Source organism: Rhodococcus sp. JS3073 (assembly GCF_026810085.1).
Classification (GTDB): domain Bacteria; phylum Actinomycetota; class Actinomycetes; order Mycobacteriales; family Mycobacteriaceae; genus Rhodococcus_F; species Rhodococcus_F wratislaviensis.
Genome location: NZ_CP113951.1, coordinates 1,680,766 through 1,696,827, shown reverse-complemented (window position 1 = coordinate 1,696,827; position 16,062 = coordinate 1,680,766). Strand labels below are relative to the sequence as shown.

Genomic DNA, 16,062 nt, shown 5'->3' with positions numbered 1-16,062 from the left:
GTCGATCCAATTCGCGGTCACTGCTCTATGCCATCCTTTAAATCTTGCTTCTCGGTTTCGTGCAGATCTGAACTGTGGTGCGGTCCCGCGGCGGCTGCCGCCTCGGCGGCGGCCGTACCGGGCCGATTTCGTTGCACCCAGCCGTCAATATTGCGCTGCTTCCCGCCGGAGACCGCGAGTGCCCCCGGTGGTACGTCGAAACGCAGCACCGTGCCGGCGCCGGTGTAAGCACCGTCACCGACCTGTACCGGAGCGACGAACATGGTGTCCGACCCGGTCCGGACGTGTGACCCCACCACCGTACGGCTCTTGGCGACGCCGTCGTAATTGACGAACACGCTCGACGCACCGATGTTGCTGTGCTCGCCGATCGTGGCGTCGCCCACGTAGGTCAGGTGAGGAACTTTGGAGTGCGCCCCGATGTCGGCGTTCTTCGTCTCGACGAATGCGCCGAGCTTGCCGGACGCACCGAGGACGGTGCCGGGACGGAGGTAGGAGAAGGGGCCGACGGTGGCGCTTGCGCCGATCGTCGATTCCGAGCCGTGGGTGCGCACCACGCTGGCGCCTTCGCCGACCGACACGTCGGTGAGCGTGGTGTCGGGACCGATCACCGCGTCCTCGCCCACGGTGGTGGTGCCGAGCAGTTGCACTCCCGGATGGATGGTGACGTCGCGAGCGAGCGTGACGCCGACGTCGATCCAGGTGGTCGACGGGTCGACGACGGTGACTCCGGCCCGCATCCAGTTCTCGACGGTGCGGCGGTTGAGTTCGGCGGCCAGCCTCGACAGCTGGACTCGATCGTTGGCGCCTGCGACCTTCGCCGAGTCGGACAGGTGGGCGGCGAAGACGGGTGCACCGGCCTCGCGGGCGATCTTGACGACGTCGGTCAGGTACAGCTCGCCCTGCGCGTTGTTCGCGTTGAGCTGCCCGAGCGCGGAGCGCAGGAACGCGGCGTCGAACGCGTACACACCTGCGTTGACCTCGGTGATGGCCGCCTGCTCCTCGGTGGCGTCGGCCTCTTCCACGATCTCGGCGATCTCACCGTCGTGGGGTTGGCGCACGATCCGCCCGTAGCCCCGGGGCTCGGGAGCGGTGAACGTCAGCACCGTGACCGCTGCGGGGGTGGGTTCGCTGTGGTGCTCGTCGACGAGAGCGTGCAGGGTGTGGCCGTCGAGCAACGGGACGTCCGCTGCGGTGACCAGCACGGTCCCGCGAAAATCGGCGGGCAGGGCGGACAGGCCGCATTCGACGGCGTGCCCGGTGCCGTTCTGCTCTTCCTGGATGGCGACCGCGATCGGGCGGCCCAGTTCGGTCTCCAGGGCGCTGACGGCGACCCCGACTCGTTCCTTGTCGTGCCCGACGACGGTGACGAGGTGGGTCGGATCGACCTCCGCGGCGGCGTGCAGGGAATGCGCCAGCATCGTGCGCCCGCCCAGGGTGTGCAACACCTTGGGGGTCTTCGACCGCATCCGAGTTCCCGCGCCGGCGGCGAGGACGACCACGGCGGTCTGCACTGGCATGAAGCTCCCTCTGGATCGTTCTGCTCTTACTGTTCTCGACAGCTCCACCTGCAGGAATTCGCTCCGCAGGCTCCGCTCCGCCGCCAGGACTCGAACCTGAACTATCTGAACCAAAATCAGAGGTGCTGCCATTACACTACGGCGGATTGCCACACACACGGGGTGTCACGCCCGTTTGCGCGAGAGAATCCTCGCATGCCGACCCGCCGCCCGTCGAACCGCTGCGGAAATTTGTCTCGAACGCCCCGATAGAGTGGGTGCTACCTGCAGTGTTTCGACGCTGCCCGCGGCACTTCGTCGTCGCGAGTGTCAGGAAAGGATGGTGCCTCGGTGCCCCGACCCACGGACGTGGACGCCACCCCCGAGAGGGCGGTCCGCACCCGGATGACCGGAACGCAACGCCGGGAGCAGTTGATCGAGATCGGTCGTGCCCTGTTCGCCGAGCGAGGCTACGAGGCGACGTCGATCGAGGAGATCGCACAGCGCGCGCACGTCTCCAAGCCGGTCGTCTACGAACACTTCGGCGGCAAGGAGGGCCTCTATGCGGTGGTCGTGGATCGGGAGATGTCGCGGCTGCTGGAGATGGTGACGTCGTCGCTGAAGCAGAACCGCTCCCGGATCCGGGTCGAACGGGTGGCGCTCGCGCTGCTGACCTATGTGGAGGAGCACACCGACGGATTCCGCATCCTCGTCCGCGACTCTCCGGTGGCGGCACCGGACGGAACGTATTCGAGCCTGCTCAACGAGGCCATCGGTCAGGTCGGGCACATCCTCGCCGGCGATTTTTCGCGGCGTGGCTTCAATCCCGATCTGGCCCTGCTCTACGCGCAGGCGCTGGTCGGAATGGTGTCCACCACCGCGACGTGGTGGCTCGACGAGCGGACGCCTCCGAAGGAGGTCGTCGCCGCGCATCTGGTCAACCTGTGCTGGAACGGGTTGACCAATCTCGAGGCGGATCCCCAGCTGGGCACCGATCGGCCCCGCACGACGCCTCAGTGAACGTGTTCTCGTTTTCCGACTCGCGGTTCAACTTCCGTGGGGCTGCGCCTGTCAAGTGCTAGGGTTCGCTGGAGTTTGCGCGCCCCGTCGGGGGGGTTGTTCGGGAGGCAGTCGATGGCGAGACAGGTTCGAGCAGAGGTAACTCGGGCTTCGGTCCTCATGGCGGCGGCCGACGTATTCTTGCGGCTCGGCTACGCGAACGCGGGTCTCAACGAGATCATCGAGCAGTCGGGTGTGACCAAAGGTGCGTTGTACTTCCACTTCAGTTCCAAGGAAGACCTGGCCCGCGGTGTCATCGACGAGGGGCAGATCCGGCTCACCGCCGGAATGACGTCCGTCAGCGACGGGCCGACGCCGGCGCTGGAAGCGCTCGTCGCCTTGTCCTACGTGGCGATCGAGGCGGCGAGTTCCGATCCGATCGTCGCGGCGATGTTGCGACTGCAGCACGAGATCGGCGACTACCAGGGGACGCACGGCAACGTGGTCTCCTCGTGGCAGCAGGGTTTCGAACGACTCGTGGCACGAGCGGTCGAGGAGGGCGACGTCCTCGCGGAAGACGACGTCTCCACGGGAACTCTGTCCACATTCCTACTCGGGTCGTTGCTGGGAGCCCACGTGGTCGCGACCGCGACCGGCGCCTTCGACGATCTTCCCCGTCGCATGGAACGGGTCTGGTACTTCATTCTTCCCGGACTGGTCGAGCCGTCGAAGCTCGTGTATTTTCGCCAGTTCGCATCCCGGCGCCTGCTGCGCTAGAAAACCGCTTCCGCGGGAAGAGGTTTCCGCGACCAGGTGCGGGATCGTCGCCACATTGTTAGGTGTGTCACAGGCTGGAGTCGGGCATTCGCATTAAACACACCTCGAATCCAATAGAATCGGCCGAAAAATACTTTGAGTATGTACTTTGCCAGACAAAACGGTTCCACATCCTAGTTGAAAGGAATGCGTCGGTACCGCCGTGGTTTGCCCAGTTAGGCACTGGGCTTTGCGAGGCCAATGACGCCGTCTTGGGTTACCGGAGGATGTATTGTGAAATCTCGTCCCCCGAATTTCCGGGTGGTCGAAAGATAACCGCCATTGCCAGCCCAATGAGCCGATGACATCGGAGGGTGCCCGATGCCGTTCGTCATTGTCGAACGCGAAGAGACGCTGGTCGCTGGACTGGCCGTCCGTAGCCCCAAGCGGGCGCTCGGAGAAGCCCGCGACAAGGCTCTCGAAAAGACGTGGTCGACTCTTCTATCGCAGAACGTGGATCGGCCTCTGGCCTCCGCCTATGTCGACCACGCGCCCGAGATCAATTCGTACTACACACAAATCGTCGGCTATGAGTGCTCCTCTCTCGATCAGGTCGGACGCGGGCATCTGGTGTCGCGGATTCCTGCGGGAACGTATGCCAAATTCTCCTCGGTCGGAACGTTTCCCGATCTCTTCGACGCCCTCTGGGGGCAGATTCGCGACGCGGAGGAATCGCATCAAATTCAGCGGTCCTACACCGGTGATTTCGAGTTCTACCCGCACGCATTCGGGATCGATCTGTACGTGGCGATAGTGCCACCCGCCACCAGGCAGGGGCAGCAATGAGTTTCGAGATCGTCAAGCGTGAGTCGACCGACTTCGGTGGGCTCACTCTGCCGCGCATAGAACTGGGTCCCTCGGCGCACGCCACCGACCTGATGAAGTTCACGCGTGAGCGTGTCCAGCAGCGAGGGGTCGAGGAACTGACCACCGTCTACGTCGCCGTCCCGGATCTGGGATGGACCGCGGTGATCGGATACCGCTGCATCGACCTCGATCACCTCGACATCGGCGACGTGCTGGTGCGCGTCCCGTCCGGCTACTTCGCCAAGTTCACCCCCGACGGGCGGTCGTCCGACCCGATCGAGGACGTGTGGATTCAGGCCGAGCTGGCGGAGAAGGAAGGGCGCATCGAGCGTGCCTACGCGGAGGAGATCGAGGTCTTTCGCGCGCCGAGCAGCGTCGAGCTGTTCATTTCCCTCAGCTAATAACAGGCGGAACTTACCGACCTGAAGTTTGTTTTTGGGCCCATTTGTGGCATCACAGGTGACAAATCCGGAGTAAACGCGGAAAATGGGTAGCCGCGGGGCTGTGACCGGGTGTTCGTGTGTCCAGTTCTTGGGGTCTTTACGTAACCCGTGAGTCCCCGGAATTGCCGCACCGACGCCCGATGGGAATACCAATGCCTGTTGAACAGCTGACGAATCCGCAGATGGATGTACGGTCGACGGAGACCATACTCGATCGAACTCTGAGTGTGTGGGATCCGCGGGCGGAGTGTCGCTTCGTCGTCGCCCGGCCCGCCGACGAGCCGACGCTCTGGGAAGAATATCTCGAGGGAGCGGTCGCGGGCTATCGCAAGTACGGGGCCGAGAAGGCGCTCGAGTACCGCCGGATTCAGGCCGGCGACACCACCGCACTCTTCTTCGTCGCCATCGACTCGAACGGCACGGTCGCGGCCGGCGTCCGCGCCCAGGGGCCGTATCTTGTCGCTGATCAGGCGCACGCGATCACGGAATGGGGAACCGATCCCGGCGCTCCCGCCGTCCGCCGGATGATCGAGGACCGGTTGCCGTTCGGTGTCGTGGAGGCGAAGGGTGCATGGGTGGCGGACACGGCCTCCCGGCGGGGTGAACTCGTCGGTGCACTGGGCCGTTTCGCCACCTTCTCGATGGATCTGCTCGACGTCCAGTTCATGCTCGCGACCGCCGCCTCCCACGTCCTGGACACGTGGCGAACCACCGGTGGGGTGGTGGCCGACCATATTGCTCCCGTGCCCTATCCGGATGACCGCTACGAGACGCGGCTGATGTGGTGGGATCGGAGTAGGCGCAGGGGCCGCGCCGAATCCATGCAGCTGGCCCAACTGTTACTCACGACGTCCCGACCGACGCCGTCGGCAGGCATCGCGACGGGGACGGGAGGAAACGTCGTCCGGCCGATGCGGAGCGTCTCGTGAACGAATCCCGCGGTGAGTACACCGCCCTGCTGCTCGACGAGGGCCACTCCGGGGACGCGGCGGTACTCGACCGTCTCCGCCGCGACCCCGCGGTAGTCTTCGTCGATCGGCTCGGCCAACAGTTCGACAGTCTCCGTTCCCTCGTGCCCACGCCGGGACCCGGTGTGCTGGACGAGGCTCCGGTGTGGGCGTACTACTCGTGGCGACGGACCGTGGTGCGTCTGCTCGGCCCCGTATCGTTCCGGCTGCTGCGGCTGGACCGGAATCGGAACAAGATCACCGTGCAGGAGCAGGAACGCCTCAGGGACGTGACCGTCGGGATCGTCGGTCTGAGCGTCGGTCACGCGGTCGCGTTGGCCCTCACGCTGGAAGGTGCGTGTGGGAGCCTGCGGCTCGCGGACTTCGACACCCTCGAACTGTCCAACCTGAATCGGGTTCCCGGAACGGTTCTGGATCTCGGCGTGAACAAGTCTGTGGTCGCTGCCCGCAGGATCGCGGAGATCGACCCCTACGTCACGGTGACGTTATGGGAGGACGGTCTCGACACCGGGTCGGTGGCCGAATTCCTGGACGGCACGGACGTGGTGATCGACGAATGCGACTCCCTCGACGTCAAGGTGTCCCTGCGACGGGAGGCCAGGCGGAGGGGATTGCCGGTGCTGATGGCGACCAGCGACCGGGGTCTGCTGGACGTCGAGCGATTCGACCTCGAACCCGATCGGCCGGTCTTCCACGGAGTGATCGGTGATGTCGACGTGGAATCGCTGGCGGGGCTCGGCTCGCGGGACAAGATTCCGCTGGTCCTCCGGATTCTCGACGCGGGACAGCTGTCGGCGACGATGGCGGCATCGTTGGTGGAGGTGGACGAAACCATCTCCACGTGGCCTCAGCTCGGAGGCGAGGTGCTGCTCGGCGGGGCGGAGGTCGCGGCGGCGGTGCGGCGCATCGGACTCGGACAGCCGCTCTCGTCGGGTCGGTGCCGCATGGATCTGGATCGGCATCTCGATGCCCTCACCGATCCGCCGAGACCGCACGATCTACCGGAGCAGCCCGCGGATCGTGCCGTGCCCGCAGCGGTCTCGCACGACCCCGTCGACGCGATCGTGCATGCCGCGTCCCGCGCGCCGTCCGGCGGCAACGTCCAGCCGTGGACGATCGCGGCGGACGAGGTGGGGCTGACCATCTCCGTGGCCCCGGAACATACGACGGCCATGGACGTCGGGTACCGCGGCAGTTGTGTCGCAGTCGGCGCCGCGCTGCACAACGCCCGGATCGCCGCGTCGGCCGCGGGACTGCTCGGCGCCGTGACGGTCCACGACGGGGACCGTGGACTTCCCGTCGCCACGATGACGTTCGGCAGCGGCAACGACCGGGAACTCACCGACCGCTACGAGCAGATGCTCGACCGGACCACCAATCGCAGGCCGGGCGTGCCCCGGCCGTTGGACGACACGCAGGCGGGACTTCTCGCGGAGGCGGCATCTCGCGAGGGTGCACGCCTCTGCCTGGTCACCGACCGGGACGACGTCGCGACGATCGGCGCCATTCTCGCGGAGTCGGACCGCATCCGATTCCTCACGCCGACCCTGCACCGCGAAATGATCGGCGAGTTGCGGTGGCCGCCCCTGGATTCGGTCGAGACCGGCATCGACGTTCGCGCACTCGAACTCGATTCGGCGGAATTGTCGACCCTCGCGCTGCTGCGGAGACCCGAGGTCATGGAACGACTCGGCGCACAGGACGCGGGACGCGCCCTCGGCAAGTCCACCGCGGACCGCGTCGCGTCGAGTTCGGCCGTCGCGGTCGTCGCGATTGCCGGCAGCACCCCTCGGGACTACGTGCGCGGCGGTGAGGCGACCGAGAGCGTGTGGATCCACGCCCAGGCGCTCGGACTCGCCGTCCAACCGATTTCACCGGTGTTTCTCTACGGTGTGGAAAGTGGGGAACTCGAGCAACTCTCACCACGGTATGAGGCACCATTGGAGAGGCTGCGGGAGGAACTGTTCGACGTCGTCGGAGCGAAGGCAGGTGAAGCGCTCGCCATGGTGTTACGGCTCAGCCATGCGCCGGGCCCGTCGGTTCGGAGCGAGCGCCTCGCCGACCGGGTTCGCAGGCGGATATCGTAAGGACAGGAGGGCCAGTGAACACCGAGAAGCAAACCGAAAAGCTCGAGACCCTGGTGACAACCGTGGCGTCCCGGCTCACGCCCGTCGATGCGGTCTCGTTCAGGAACGTGGCCACCCGCGTGTTGCAGGATCTCGTGGAGCACTTCGAGGTCGACACCAGCTTCCTCAGGTTCACCGACCACGAGATCGCGGCGACAGTCCTGGTCGCGGAATACCCGCTGCGGCCCTTCATCCCCGACCCCGACCCGCTCGGCGTCGTCTATTTCAAGGACGCCGACTCGACGTTCGCCCAGATCGAGCACCAGAAGGAAGTGGCCATCTTCCGTCCGGAGGTGTCCGGTCCGGACTATAACGAGCGGGTCCGTGAGGCTTCCGGGGTGCCGCAGGTGTCGCTCGCGGCCGTTCCGCTGCTGTCCGGTGACACGACGACGGGCACGCTCGGATTCATCAAGTTCGGCGACCGCGACTGGACCCCGCCGGAACTCGACGTCCTCAAGGCCATCGCCGCGCTGCTCGCCCAGGTCCAGGCGCGCATCGTCGTCGAAGAGCAGTTGCGCTACTCGGCCGACCACGATTCCCTGACCGGTCTCAGTAACCGGCGCGCGCTCTACCACCACCTGGACACCCGCCTCGCCGAGTCCGAACCCGGGCCGGTCGCGATCCTGTTCCTCGACCTGGACCGGCTGAAGCCTCTCAACGACTTCTTCGGTCACGGAGCCGGCGACGGGTTCATCTCGACGATCGCGGACCGGCTCAGATCGAGCAGCGAAGCCGACGACCTCGTCTCCAGGCTGGGCGGCGACGAATTCGTGCTCGTGCTCGGCGGATCAGTAGGTCTGGAGGAGGCGGAGGCGCGGGCGCAGCACATCCGCGACGTCGTGACCGAACGGGTGCGTCTCGGCCGCGAGGTGGTCAGCCGCAGTGTCAGCATCGGCGTCGCGGCGGGATATCCGGGTAAGGCCACCACCAGTTCACTTCTCAGCCAGGCCGACCAGGCCGTCATGGTCGCGAAGACCAAGGGCGGTAACGCGATCAGCGTCTTCACGGACGAGATGCAGGAGGAGAGCGAGAAACGCAACATGATCGAGCTCAGTCTGCGTGCGGCCATCGCGGACGAGTCGCTGTTCCTCGAGTACCAGCCCGAGGTCGACCTGCGGACCGGCCGCATCATCGGGGTGGAGGCCCTGGTGCGGTGGAATCACCCGCTGCTCGGGTTGCTGCAGCCGGCGTCGTTCATCGACGTCGCCGAGGCGACGAATGTGGCGGGGGAGCTCGGGCGCTGGGTGATCCGGAAGGCCTGCCGGCAGTGGGCCGACTGGCGGTCGCAGGTTCCCGAACTGGATCTGGATCTCCGCGTCAACGTCTCGCCGGGGCAGTTGGCCGGTCTGGATTTTCTCGACGTCGTCGCGAGTGCGTTGACGGAATTCGACCTTCGGAAGGGCGCGCTGTGCCTGGAGATCACCGAGAACGCTGTGCTCAGTGACCTGACCTGGACGCGTGAAGCGCTCGAAGGGCTGCACGCGATGGATGTCGAGGTCGCGATCGACGACTTCGGCACCGGGTACAGCTCCCTCAGCCACCTCAAGGCGCTGCCGGTCGGGACGCTGAAGATCGACAAGGGCTTCGTGATGAACCTCGACAGCAATGCGGGGGACCGGGCGATCGTGAAGTCCATCATCGGCCTTGCCGAATCGTTCGGCCTGGAGTTGGTCGCGGAGGGCGTCGAGAACGTCGAGTCGGCCCGGCAACTTCTCGACATGGGATGTCATCGGGCGCAGGGCTTCCTGTTCAGCCGACCGGTCTCGGCGGAGAAGATCGGCAAGTTGCTGGTGGCCGGAGCCATCGAGGTCGGGCTGTAGCTCGCCTACCCGCGCGGCGCGACGGCGAATTCTCGGAGGAATCGCTCGCGCCGCATTTGCTGTTTCATTGCGTCGTGAAGACAGCGTTACAGACTCGGGGTATGTTTATGCCCACACCGCAGTACCTCTTGTCTTGAATCGCCGGTGTGCGGTAACTTCTCGAAGGGTTTGCTGGAGAGTCGCTGAGGACAGCTTCCGGCACGGAATGTGGGACTGTCGAAGACTGGAGCAGGGGGATCGATGTCTGGTGGTTCTGTCTCGTCGATCCCCGAGTCCCGTATCGGATGCGACGTGATGACGGTCGGGCACGTGCGAAGCAGCGTCGAGCGGTTCGGCGACCGCTACCTGACCAGAATCTTCACGCCCCACGAACTGGAAACCTGCGAAGGGCCTGCGCGGGCCCAACGGCTGGCCGCCCGGTTCGCGGCCAAGGAGGCCGTGGTCAAGGTGTTGCGACCCGGGGACGTCGCCTTGCCGTGGCAGTCCATCGAGATCCGCCGCGAGAGCTGGGGCGGATGCGGAGTGCGCCTGTCCGGCAACGCGTCGGCCCTCGCCGAGCGGCAGGGGCTCGGCGAATTCCACGTCTCGATCTCGCACGAGGCCGACGTCGCGATCGCGATGGTCACCGCGTCCCGGTACGGGACACCACCCCATCACCAAGGAGAACGCCACCCATGAGCGAGCAGACGATCCGCAAGGTTCTCGGCGACCACGCCCGGTTGTCCGTCGATGCCACGAGCATCGCCGTCGGGGCCGACCTCTACGAACTGGGTTTGACGTCGCACGCGAGCGTCAACGTCATGCTGGCGCTGGAGGATTCGTTCGACATCGAGTTCCCCGACGAATTGCTGCGCAAGAGTACGTTCGCGAGCGTGGATTCCATTCGGGGCGCACTCGTCGAACTCGGAGTGGCATGAGCATCGCCCTCGCGAGCGGCACCGGGATCCAGTCCGCGCAGTCGTGGGGACCGGCGGCGCGAGCCGAGAGAGTCGTGGCCGAGGTGGCCGCGCGCTGGGCCGTCGATGTCGATCGGGACGCGCGCTTTCCGCAGGAAGCGCTCGACGCGCTCCGGGACCAGCGGTTGCTCTCGTGTGCCGTTCCCCCGGAGCTGGGTGGCGAAGGCGCGACGCTTCGCGAACTGTGCACGATCGCCCGGACCCTCGGGCGGCACTGTGCCGCGACGGCGATGGTGTTCGCGATGCACCAGACCCAGATCCTCTCGCTCGTACGACATCCGGGTGGCGACGGCGTCTCCGGCTTCCTGCGTGACGCGGTCGCCGGTCAGTATCTGCTCGCGTCGGCGACGACGGAACTGGGCATCGGGGGCGACGTGCGGCGCAGCACGTGCGCGGTGGAGCAGTCCGGCGGGGTGGTGTCGCTGATCAAGAACGCCCCCGTGATCTCCTACGGCGAGTACGCCGATGCGATCCTCGCGACCGCGCGGCGTACCCCCGACAGCCCGCCGAGCGACCAGGTGCTCGTCGTCTGCCGGCGCGCCGATGTGACGCTCGAGCGCACCGGTGAGTGGAACACGCTGGGGCTGCGCGGTACCTGCAGTCCCGGTTTCGTGCTGCGTGCCACCACCACAGCCGATCTCGTCGTCGCGGTCCCCTACGCGGAAATCTCGGCAGCGACGATGCTTCCGGTGTCGCACTCGGTGTGGTCGGCCGTGTGGCTCGGCATCGCCGACGCCGCGCTGGAAAAGGCGCGCCGGTACGTGCGAGTGGCAGCGCGGAAGCAGCCGGGTGTGGCCTCGCCCGCGGCGTCGCGTCTCGCCGAGGCGGCCGCCGTGCACCAGCAGTTCTCGGACGTCGTGTTCGCCGCGGCGCGCCGGTTCGACGACGCCGATGCGGCGCCCGCCGGTTCACCGGAGGCCGAAGTCGCGGGCGGAGTGGGCTATTCGCTGGCGATGAACAACCTGAAGGTGACGGCGTCGACGCTGGTTGTCGACCTCGTCGGCAGGGCCCTGCTGATCTGCGGGATCGCCGGCTACCGGGAAGACACTGAGTACTCGCTGGGCCGGCACCTGCGCGATGCGCACGGGGCGGCCGTCATGGTCAACAACGATCGAATCATGGCCAACTCGGCGCAGATGGCCACGGCATACCGGGGGACGATATGAGCACGGATACAGCAGTGGAGCGGGAAGAGACGAGCGAACTCGAGCGGGCCCGCCGTGCGTTCCGGGCGGAACTGCTCGAGGCCGGACTCCTGGTGGACACGTCCGTCGCCGGCCTCTACGGACGGTCCGGGTTGTTCGAGGACATCGTCGACGGCATCGACGCCGTCGTGCGGGCAGCGGGCCCGGGTGCGTCCGCGGCTCGATTCCGGTTCCCTCCGGTGTTCCCGCGCACCAGTTTCGAGCGCACCGACTACATCGCGTCGTTCCCCAACCTGACCGGTGCGATCAACACGTTCACCGGCACCAACGCCGAGCACGCCCAACTGCTGGCGGCGCGAGACGACGGCGAGAGCTGGGACAAGTGGCTCGAACCGACCGACACGATGCTGGTATCGGCGGCGTGCCACCCCGCGTACCCGATGTTCACGGGTGTGCTCCCGGACGGCGGTGCGCTGCTCGACGTGTACGGCTACTGCTTCCGGCACGAGCCGGCGTTCGACCCCGCCCGCATGCAGGCGTTCCGGATGCACGAGTTCGTGCGGATCGGCACGGCGGACCAGGCCGCGACCCACCGTGATTCGTGGATCGAGCGCGGGCTCGAGGTGCTGTCCGACCTGTGGCTGGACGCCGCGCCGGTGGCCGCCAACGACCCGTTCTTCGGCAGGGTCGGACGCATGCTCGCCGCCAACCAGCGCGAGGAGAACCTCAAGACCGAGCTCACGGTGCGCCTGTACGGCGATCTCGACGAGGGCACCGCCGTCGTCTCGTGCAACTGCCATCAGGACCATTTCGGTCTCACGTTCGACATCGCCACCGCGGACGGCGGTGTCGCCCACAGTGCGTGCGTGGGATTCGGGATGGAACGCATCGCGCTCGCGATGCTGCGGACTCACGGCATGGACCCGTCGCGCTGGCCGAGTGCAGTGAAATCCCGGATGTCGCTGTGACGTTGCGGCTGATCGACATCTCGCCGGACGGGTACGAACCGCACCCCATCCACTCCGGCGAACGGACGTGGACCGAGACCAACTGCTACCTCGACCTGTGGGTGGAGGTACTCCACTCGCTGGGGCTCGATCCGGTGCCGGCCGCGGCGTGCGCGTTCGGCGCCCGGTTCGACGGATCGCAGTGGACGTTCCTGAAGTTCAAGCCGGAGGATCTGTTCGCGCTCTACGGGATCGACGTGGGGGAGATGAACGTCTGGCGCCGGGTCCTCGACCACGTGGAGGACAATCTCGCGGCGGGAATGCTGTCCACCGTCGAGGTGGATGCGCACTGGCTCCCCGACACGGCAGGCACGGGTTACCGCGAGGGCCACATTAAGACCACGATCGTCGCGAACTACATCGACCGGGAGGGCGGTGTGCTGGAGTACTTCCACAACAGTGGGTATCACCGGCTGGCCGGTGACGATTTTCGCGGGTTGTTCGGGCTGGACGTCGCCGGGTCGACGACATTCACCCCCTACGTGGAGCAGGTCCGGTTCGACGGGGATCCGGGGTACCGGCCGGCGCGCTTCGAGGCGGTGCTGCGGCATCATCTCGCCACCCGACCGGACGGAAATCCGGTGCGCGACCTCGGTGAGCGGGTCGTCGCCGACGTGCCCTGGATTCGTAGCGCGGGCATCGACACGTTCCACCTGTGGACGTTCGGGGTGTTGCGGCAGTGCGGTGCCACCGCCGAACTGGCTGCCGACGTGTGCGAGTACCTCGAGCGCAACGGGTTCGCGGGGGCAGCGGCGTTCGCGCCGGGCTTCCGGGCGGTGGCGCAGGGCGCGAAGAGCGTGCAGTTCCAGATGGCGAGGGCCGCTCGCGGACGCAGTGTCGACCCGTCGGTGCAACTCGACGGGATGGCCGAGGCGTGGGAATCCTCGGTGGGTGGCCTGGCGCGAGTGGTCGGACGCGCGTAGTGGATCTTCTCGCCGACGCTCGGTGGCGTTGTGTGGCAACGGAACCGGGTTCGGTCACCGATCCCGCGGGTCTGGCTTGTGTGCCGGGTCCATGGTATGTCGCGCAGGTGCCGGGTACCGCGGCAGGCGCGATCCGGGCGACCGACGGCGCTGCGGCGGCGCGGGCGGCGAAGACCGATGCGGTGGACTGGTGGTTCGTCACCGACGTGTCCGGCGGCGGTCCGGGTCCGTGGCGGCTCCAGTTCGACGGCCTCGCCTCGCACGCGGAGGTGTGGGCCGGCGACGACCTCGTCCTGACGTCGGAGTCGATGTTCGTGCCGGCCTCGGTCGAGCTCGCCTCTCGCCCCGGCGGGGTCACGCTGGCGATCCGTTTCCCGTCCCTCGAGGCCGTGCTGCGCCGCCGGCGGCCACGCGGACGCTGGCGGTCGTCGCTGGTGAGTGCGCAGGGCCTGCGCTGGATCCGCACGAGCCTGCTCGGTCGCGCCCCGGTCTTCGGCGGTGTGCCCGCCCCGGTGGGTCCGTGGCGGGCGGTGCGCCTGAACGACCGCGCCGCGCCTGTCCTGTCGGACCGTCACGTGGTCACCGCCGTGGCGGACGGCACGGGCGTGCTGGACCTCGCCGTGCGCGTGCATCGTTCGGCCGGACCGGCCCCCGTCGTGCGGCTCGGCGACCTCGCCGTGGTCGCGACGATCGTGGACGTCGGGGACGCACAGGAGGTCCGCGCCCACCTGCGCGTCCCCGACGTCCGGTTGTGGTGGCCGCACACCCACGGCAATCCCGTGACGTATCCGCTGAGCGTCGATCTGGGGGAGCACGTCGTCGACCTGGGTGCGGTCGGATTCCGCACCGTGTGCGCGGCGCGCGGCGACGGCGGATTCCGGCTGTCGGTCAACGGGGTCGACGTGTACTGCCGCGGCGCCGTCTGGACGCCGGTGGATCCGGTCGGGCTGGGCGGCCGGGATCAGACGCGGGCCACCCTCGAGCGGGTGGTCGAGGCCGGCCTGAACATGGTCCGCGTGCCGGGCACGGCGGTGTACGAGGACGCCGCATTCTGGGACGACTGTGCCGAACTGGGTGTCATGGTGTGGCAGGACGCCATGCTGTCGACGTTCGACCCGCCCGACGACCAGCCGTTCCTGGACCTGTTGACCGCGGAGGTCGAGGCCGTGCTGCGGCCGCTGTCCGGTAACCCCGCGCTCGTCGTGTTCAGCGGAGGCAGCGAGACCGAACAGCAGCCGGCGATGCTCGGATTCCCGGCGCCGCACATGACGGCGGTACACGACGTGATTCCGGCGGTGGTCGGTAGGACGGCGCCGGGGGTGGTGCCGGTGTCGTCGTCACCGTCGCCGCCGCCGGGCGGCGACGCGCTCGCGACCCACGTGGGGACGGGTATCGCGCACTACTTCGGTGTCGGGGGCTACCGGCTTCCGCCGTCCGACGTCCGCCAGGCCGGGGTGCGGTTCGCCGCCGAATGCCTCGCGTTCTCGATCCCCCCGTCGGACGCGGCGATCGAGGCCGAATTCGGCAGCCTCGCGGCGGCCGGCCACCATCCACGGTGGAAGGCGGCCGTGCCGCGGGACAACGGGGCGTCCTGGGATTTCGAGGACGTCCGCGACCACTACGTGCGGACGCTGTTCGGCGAGGAGCCGTCGACGGTCCGCTGGAGCGACCCCGAGCGGTATCTCGCCCTCGGCCGGGCCGCCGTCTGCGAGGCGTTCGCGGCGACTCTCGGTTACTGGCGGCGGCCCGATTCGGGATGCGACGGCGCCCTGGTGCTCGCGCTCCGCGACCTCGAACCCGGTGCCGGGTGGGGGCTGCTCGACTCCGACGGCAGGCCGAAGGCACCGTGGTTCGTGATGCGGCGGATGTCGCTGCCGGTCGCGGTCCTGCTCGCCGAGGACGGGTTGGACGGACTGCGGATCGACGCGGTCAACGACTCCGACCACACGGTCGTGGGGGAGTTGCGGGTGCAGGTGCACACCCGCACCGGTACCCGGGCGTTCGACGTCACCGAACCGGTGACCGTGGCTGCGCACGCGGCGCGCCGGTGGTCGCTCGACACGGTGCTCGGCCGGTTCACCGACGCGACCCACGTCCACCGCTTCGGCCCCCGCGGCTACGACAGCGTGACCGTCACCCTGTCGAGCGAGGACGGTGTCGCCGAGTCCGTTCACCTCGTCGGCGGACCGGCGCGCGCCCTTGAACGCACCGTCGGCTTGACGGCGGTCGTGCGGCAGACGGCGTCCGGCGACTGGGTCGTCGACGTCGGGACCGACGGCGCTGCGCAGTACGTTCACCTCGACCTCCGCGGCTTCGAACCGGCGGACTCCTGGTTCCACCTGCCGCCCGGCGGAGCACGGACGGTGCCGGTGCGCAGGACCGGGACAACGGACGCGGTGACCGGGCACGTGCGGGCGTTGAACTCGATGACCGTCGCACCGGTGGTGCAGGCCTCCACCTGATACGGACCCCGGTCCGTCCGTGTGCGATATCGACTAGGCTGGCTCAGTCCGCAACTGGCCGCTCGTCCCGGCCCGAGCTGTTCGCCGGCAG

Annotated in this window: 14 protein-coding genes and 1 tRNA gene; 13 read left to right on the top strand and 2 right to left on the bottom strand. The window is 67.5% G+C overall.

What is annotated here, in order from left to right:
- Positions 1-17: 17 nt before the first annotated feature.
- Together glmU and OYT95_RS07930 are read right to left on the bottom strand one after the other, a co-directional pair.
- Entirely contained in the window at positions 18-1,520 is a 1,503-nt protein-coding gene (gene glmU / locus OYT95_RS07935) for a bifunctional UDP-N-acetylglucosamine diphosphorylase/glucosamine-1-phosphate N-acetyltransferase GlmU (RefSeq protein WP_268791136.1), read from the bottom strand.
- Positions 1,521-1,595: 75 nt separating this feature from the next.
- Positions 1,596-1,666: transfer RNA gene (locus OYT95_RS07930), tRNA-Gln, on the bottom strand.
- A gap of 238 nt (positions 1,667-1,904) precedes the next feature.
- Between OYT95_RS07930 and OYT95_RS07925 the strand changes: the two genes are divergently transcribed.
- The 13 genes from OYT95_RS07925 (at position 1,905) to OYT95_RS07865 (ending at position 15,971) form a co-directional block, all read left to right on the top strand.
- On the top strand, positions 1,905-2,519 hold the full coding sequence (locus OYT95_RS07925; protein WP_268792216.1) for a TetR/AcrR family transcriptional regulator: 615 nt from the start codon (positions 1,905-1,907) through the stop codon (positions 2,517-2,519).
- A 114-nt stretch (positions 2,520-2,633) separates the two neighbouring features.
- The gene (locus OYT95_RS07920; protein ID WP_105413256.1) at positions 2,634-3,275 is read left to right on the top strand and encodes a ScbR family autoregulator-binding transcription factor; all 642 of its coding nucleotides are present in this window, start codon (positions 2,634-2,636) and stop codon (positions 3,273-3,275) included.
- Between the two features lie 360 nt (positions 3,276-3,635).
- Complete coding sequence (locus tag OYT95_RS07915) at positions 3,636-4,100, top strand: GyrI-like domain-containing protein (RefSeq protein WP_112300468.1); 465 nt, start codon at positions 3,636-3,638, stop codon at positions 4,098-4,100.
- Positions 4,097-4,522, top strand: coding sequence for a hypothetical protein (locus OYT95_RS07910; RefSeq protein ID WP_112300466.1), 426 nt, complete (start codon positions 4,097-4,099; stop codon positions 4,520-4,522). Before OYT95_RS07915 ends, OYT95_RS07910 begins: the two co-directional genes overlap by 4 nt.
- A gap of 194 nt (positions 4,523-4,716) precedes the next feature.
- Positions 4,717-5,493, top strand: a complete 777-nt coding sequence (locus OYT95_RS07905; RefSeq protein WP_268791135.1) for a hypothetical protein — start codon at positions 4,717-4,719, stop codon at positions 5,491-5,493.
- On the top strand, positions 5,490-7,619 hold the full coding sequence (locus tag OYT95_RS07900) for an Rv1355c family protein (RefSeq protein ID WP_268791134.1): 2,130 nt from the start codon (positions 5,490-5,492) through the stop codon (positions 7,617-7,619). Before OYT95_RS07905 ends, OYT95_RS07900 begins: the two co-directional genes overlap by 4 nt.
- 14 nt (positions 7,620-7,633) lie before the next feature.
- Complete coding sequence (locus OYT95_RS07895; protein ID WP_268791133.1) at positions 7,634-9,478, top strand: putative bifunctional diguanylate cyclase/phosphodiesterase; 1,845 nt, start codon at positions 7,634-7,636, stop codon at positions 9,476-9,478.
- A gap of 240 nt (positions 9,479-9,718) precedes the next feature.
- Positions 9,719-10,156: a holo-ACP synthase gene (acpS, locus tag OYT95_RS07890; RefSeq protein WP_268791132.1), complete on the top strand. Its 438-nt coding sequence runs from the start codon at positions 9,719-9,721 to the stop codon at positions 10,154-10,156.
- Positions 10,153-10,395: an acyl carrier protein gene (locus OYT95_RS07885; RefSeq protein WP_112300458.1), complete on the top strand. Its 243-nt coding sequence runs from the start codon at positions 10,153-10,155 to the stop codon at positions 10,393-10,395. The genes acpS and OYT95_RS07885 overlap by 4 nt, the downstream gene beginning before the upstream one ends.
- The gene (locus OYT95_RS07880; RefSeq protein ID WP_268791131.1) at positions 10,392-11,600 is read left to right on the top strand and encodes an acyl-CoA dehydrogenase family protein; all 1,209 of its coding nucleotides are present in this window, start codon (positions 10,392-10,394) and stop codon (positions 11,598-11,600) included. The genes OYT95_RS07885 and OYT95_RS07880 overlap by 4 nt, the downstream gene beginning before the upstream one ends.
- Complete coding sequence (locus OYT95_RS07875) at positions 11,597-12,547, top strand: amino acid--[acyl-carrier-protein] ligase (RefSeq protein WP_268791130.1); 951 nt, start codon at positions 11,597-11,599, stop codon at positions 12,545-12,547. The genes OYT95_RS07880 and OYT95_RS07875 overlap by 4 nt, the downstream gene beginning before the upstream one ends.
- The gene (locus tag OYT95_RS07870; protein ID WP_268791129.1) at positions 12,544-13,509 is read left to right on the top strand and encodes a DUF1839 family protein; all 966 of its coding nucleotides are present in this window, start codon (positions 12,544-12,546) and stop codon (positions 13,507-13,509) included. Before OYT95_RS07875 ends, OYT95_RS07870 begins: the two co-directional genes overlap by 4 nt.
- Positions 13,510-13,541: 32 nt before the next feature.
- A complete protein-coding gene (locus tag OYT95_RS07865) occupies positions 13,542-15,971 on the top strand; it encodes a glycosyl hydrolase (protein WP_268791128.1) in 2,430 nt (809 codons plus the stop codon).
- The last annotated feature ends 91 nt before the right edge of the window (positions 15,972-16,062 follow it).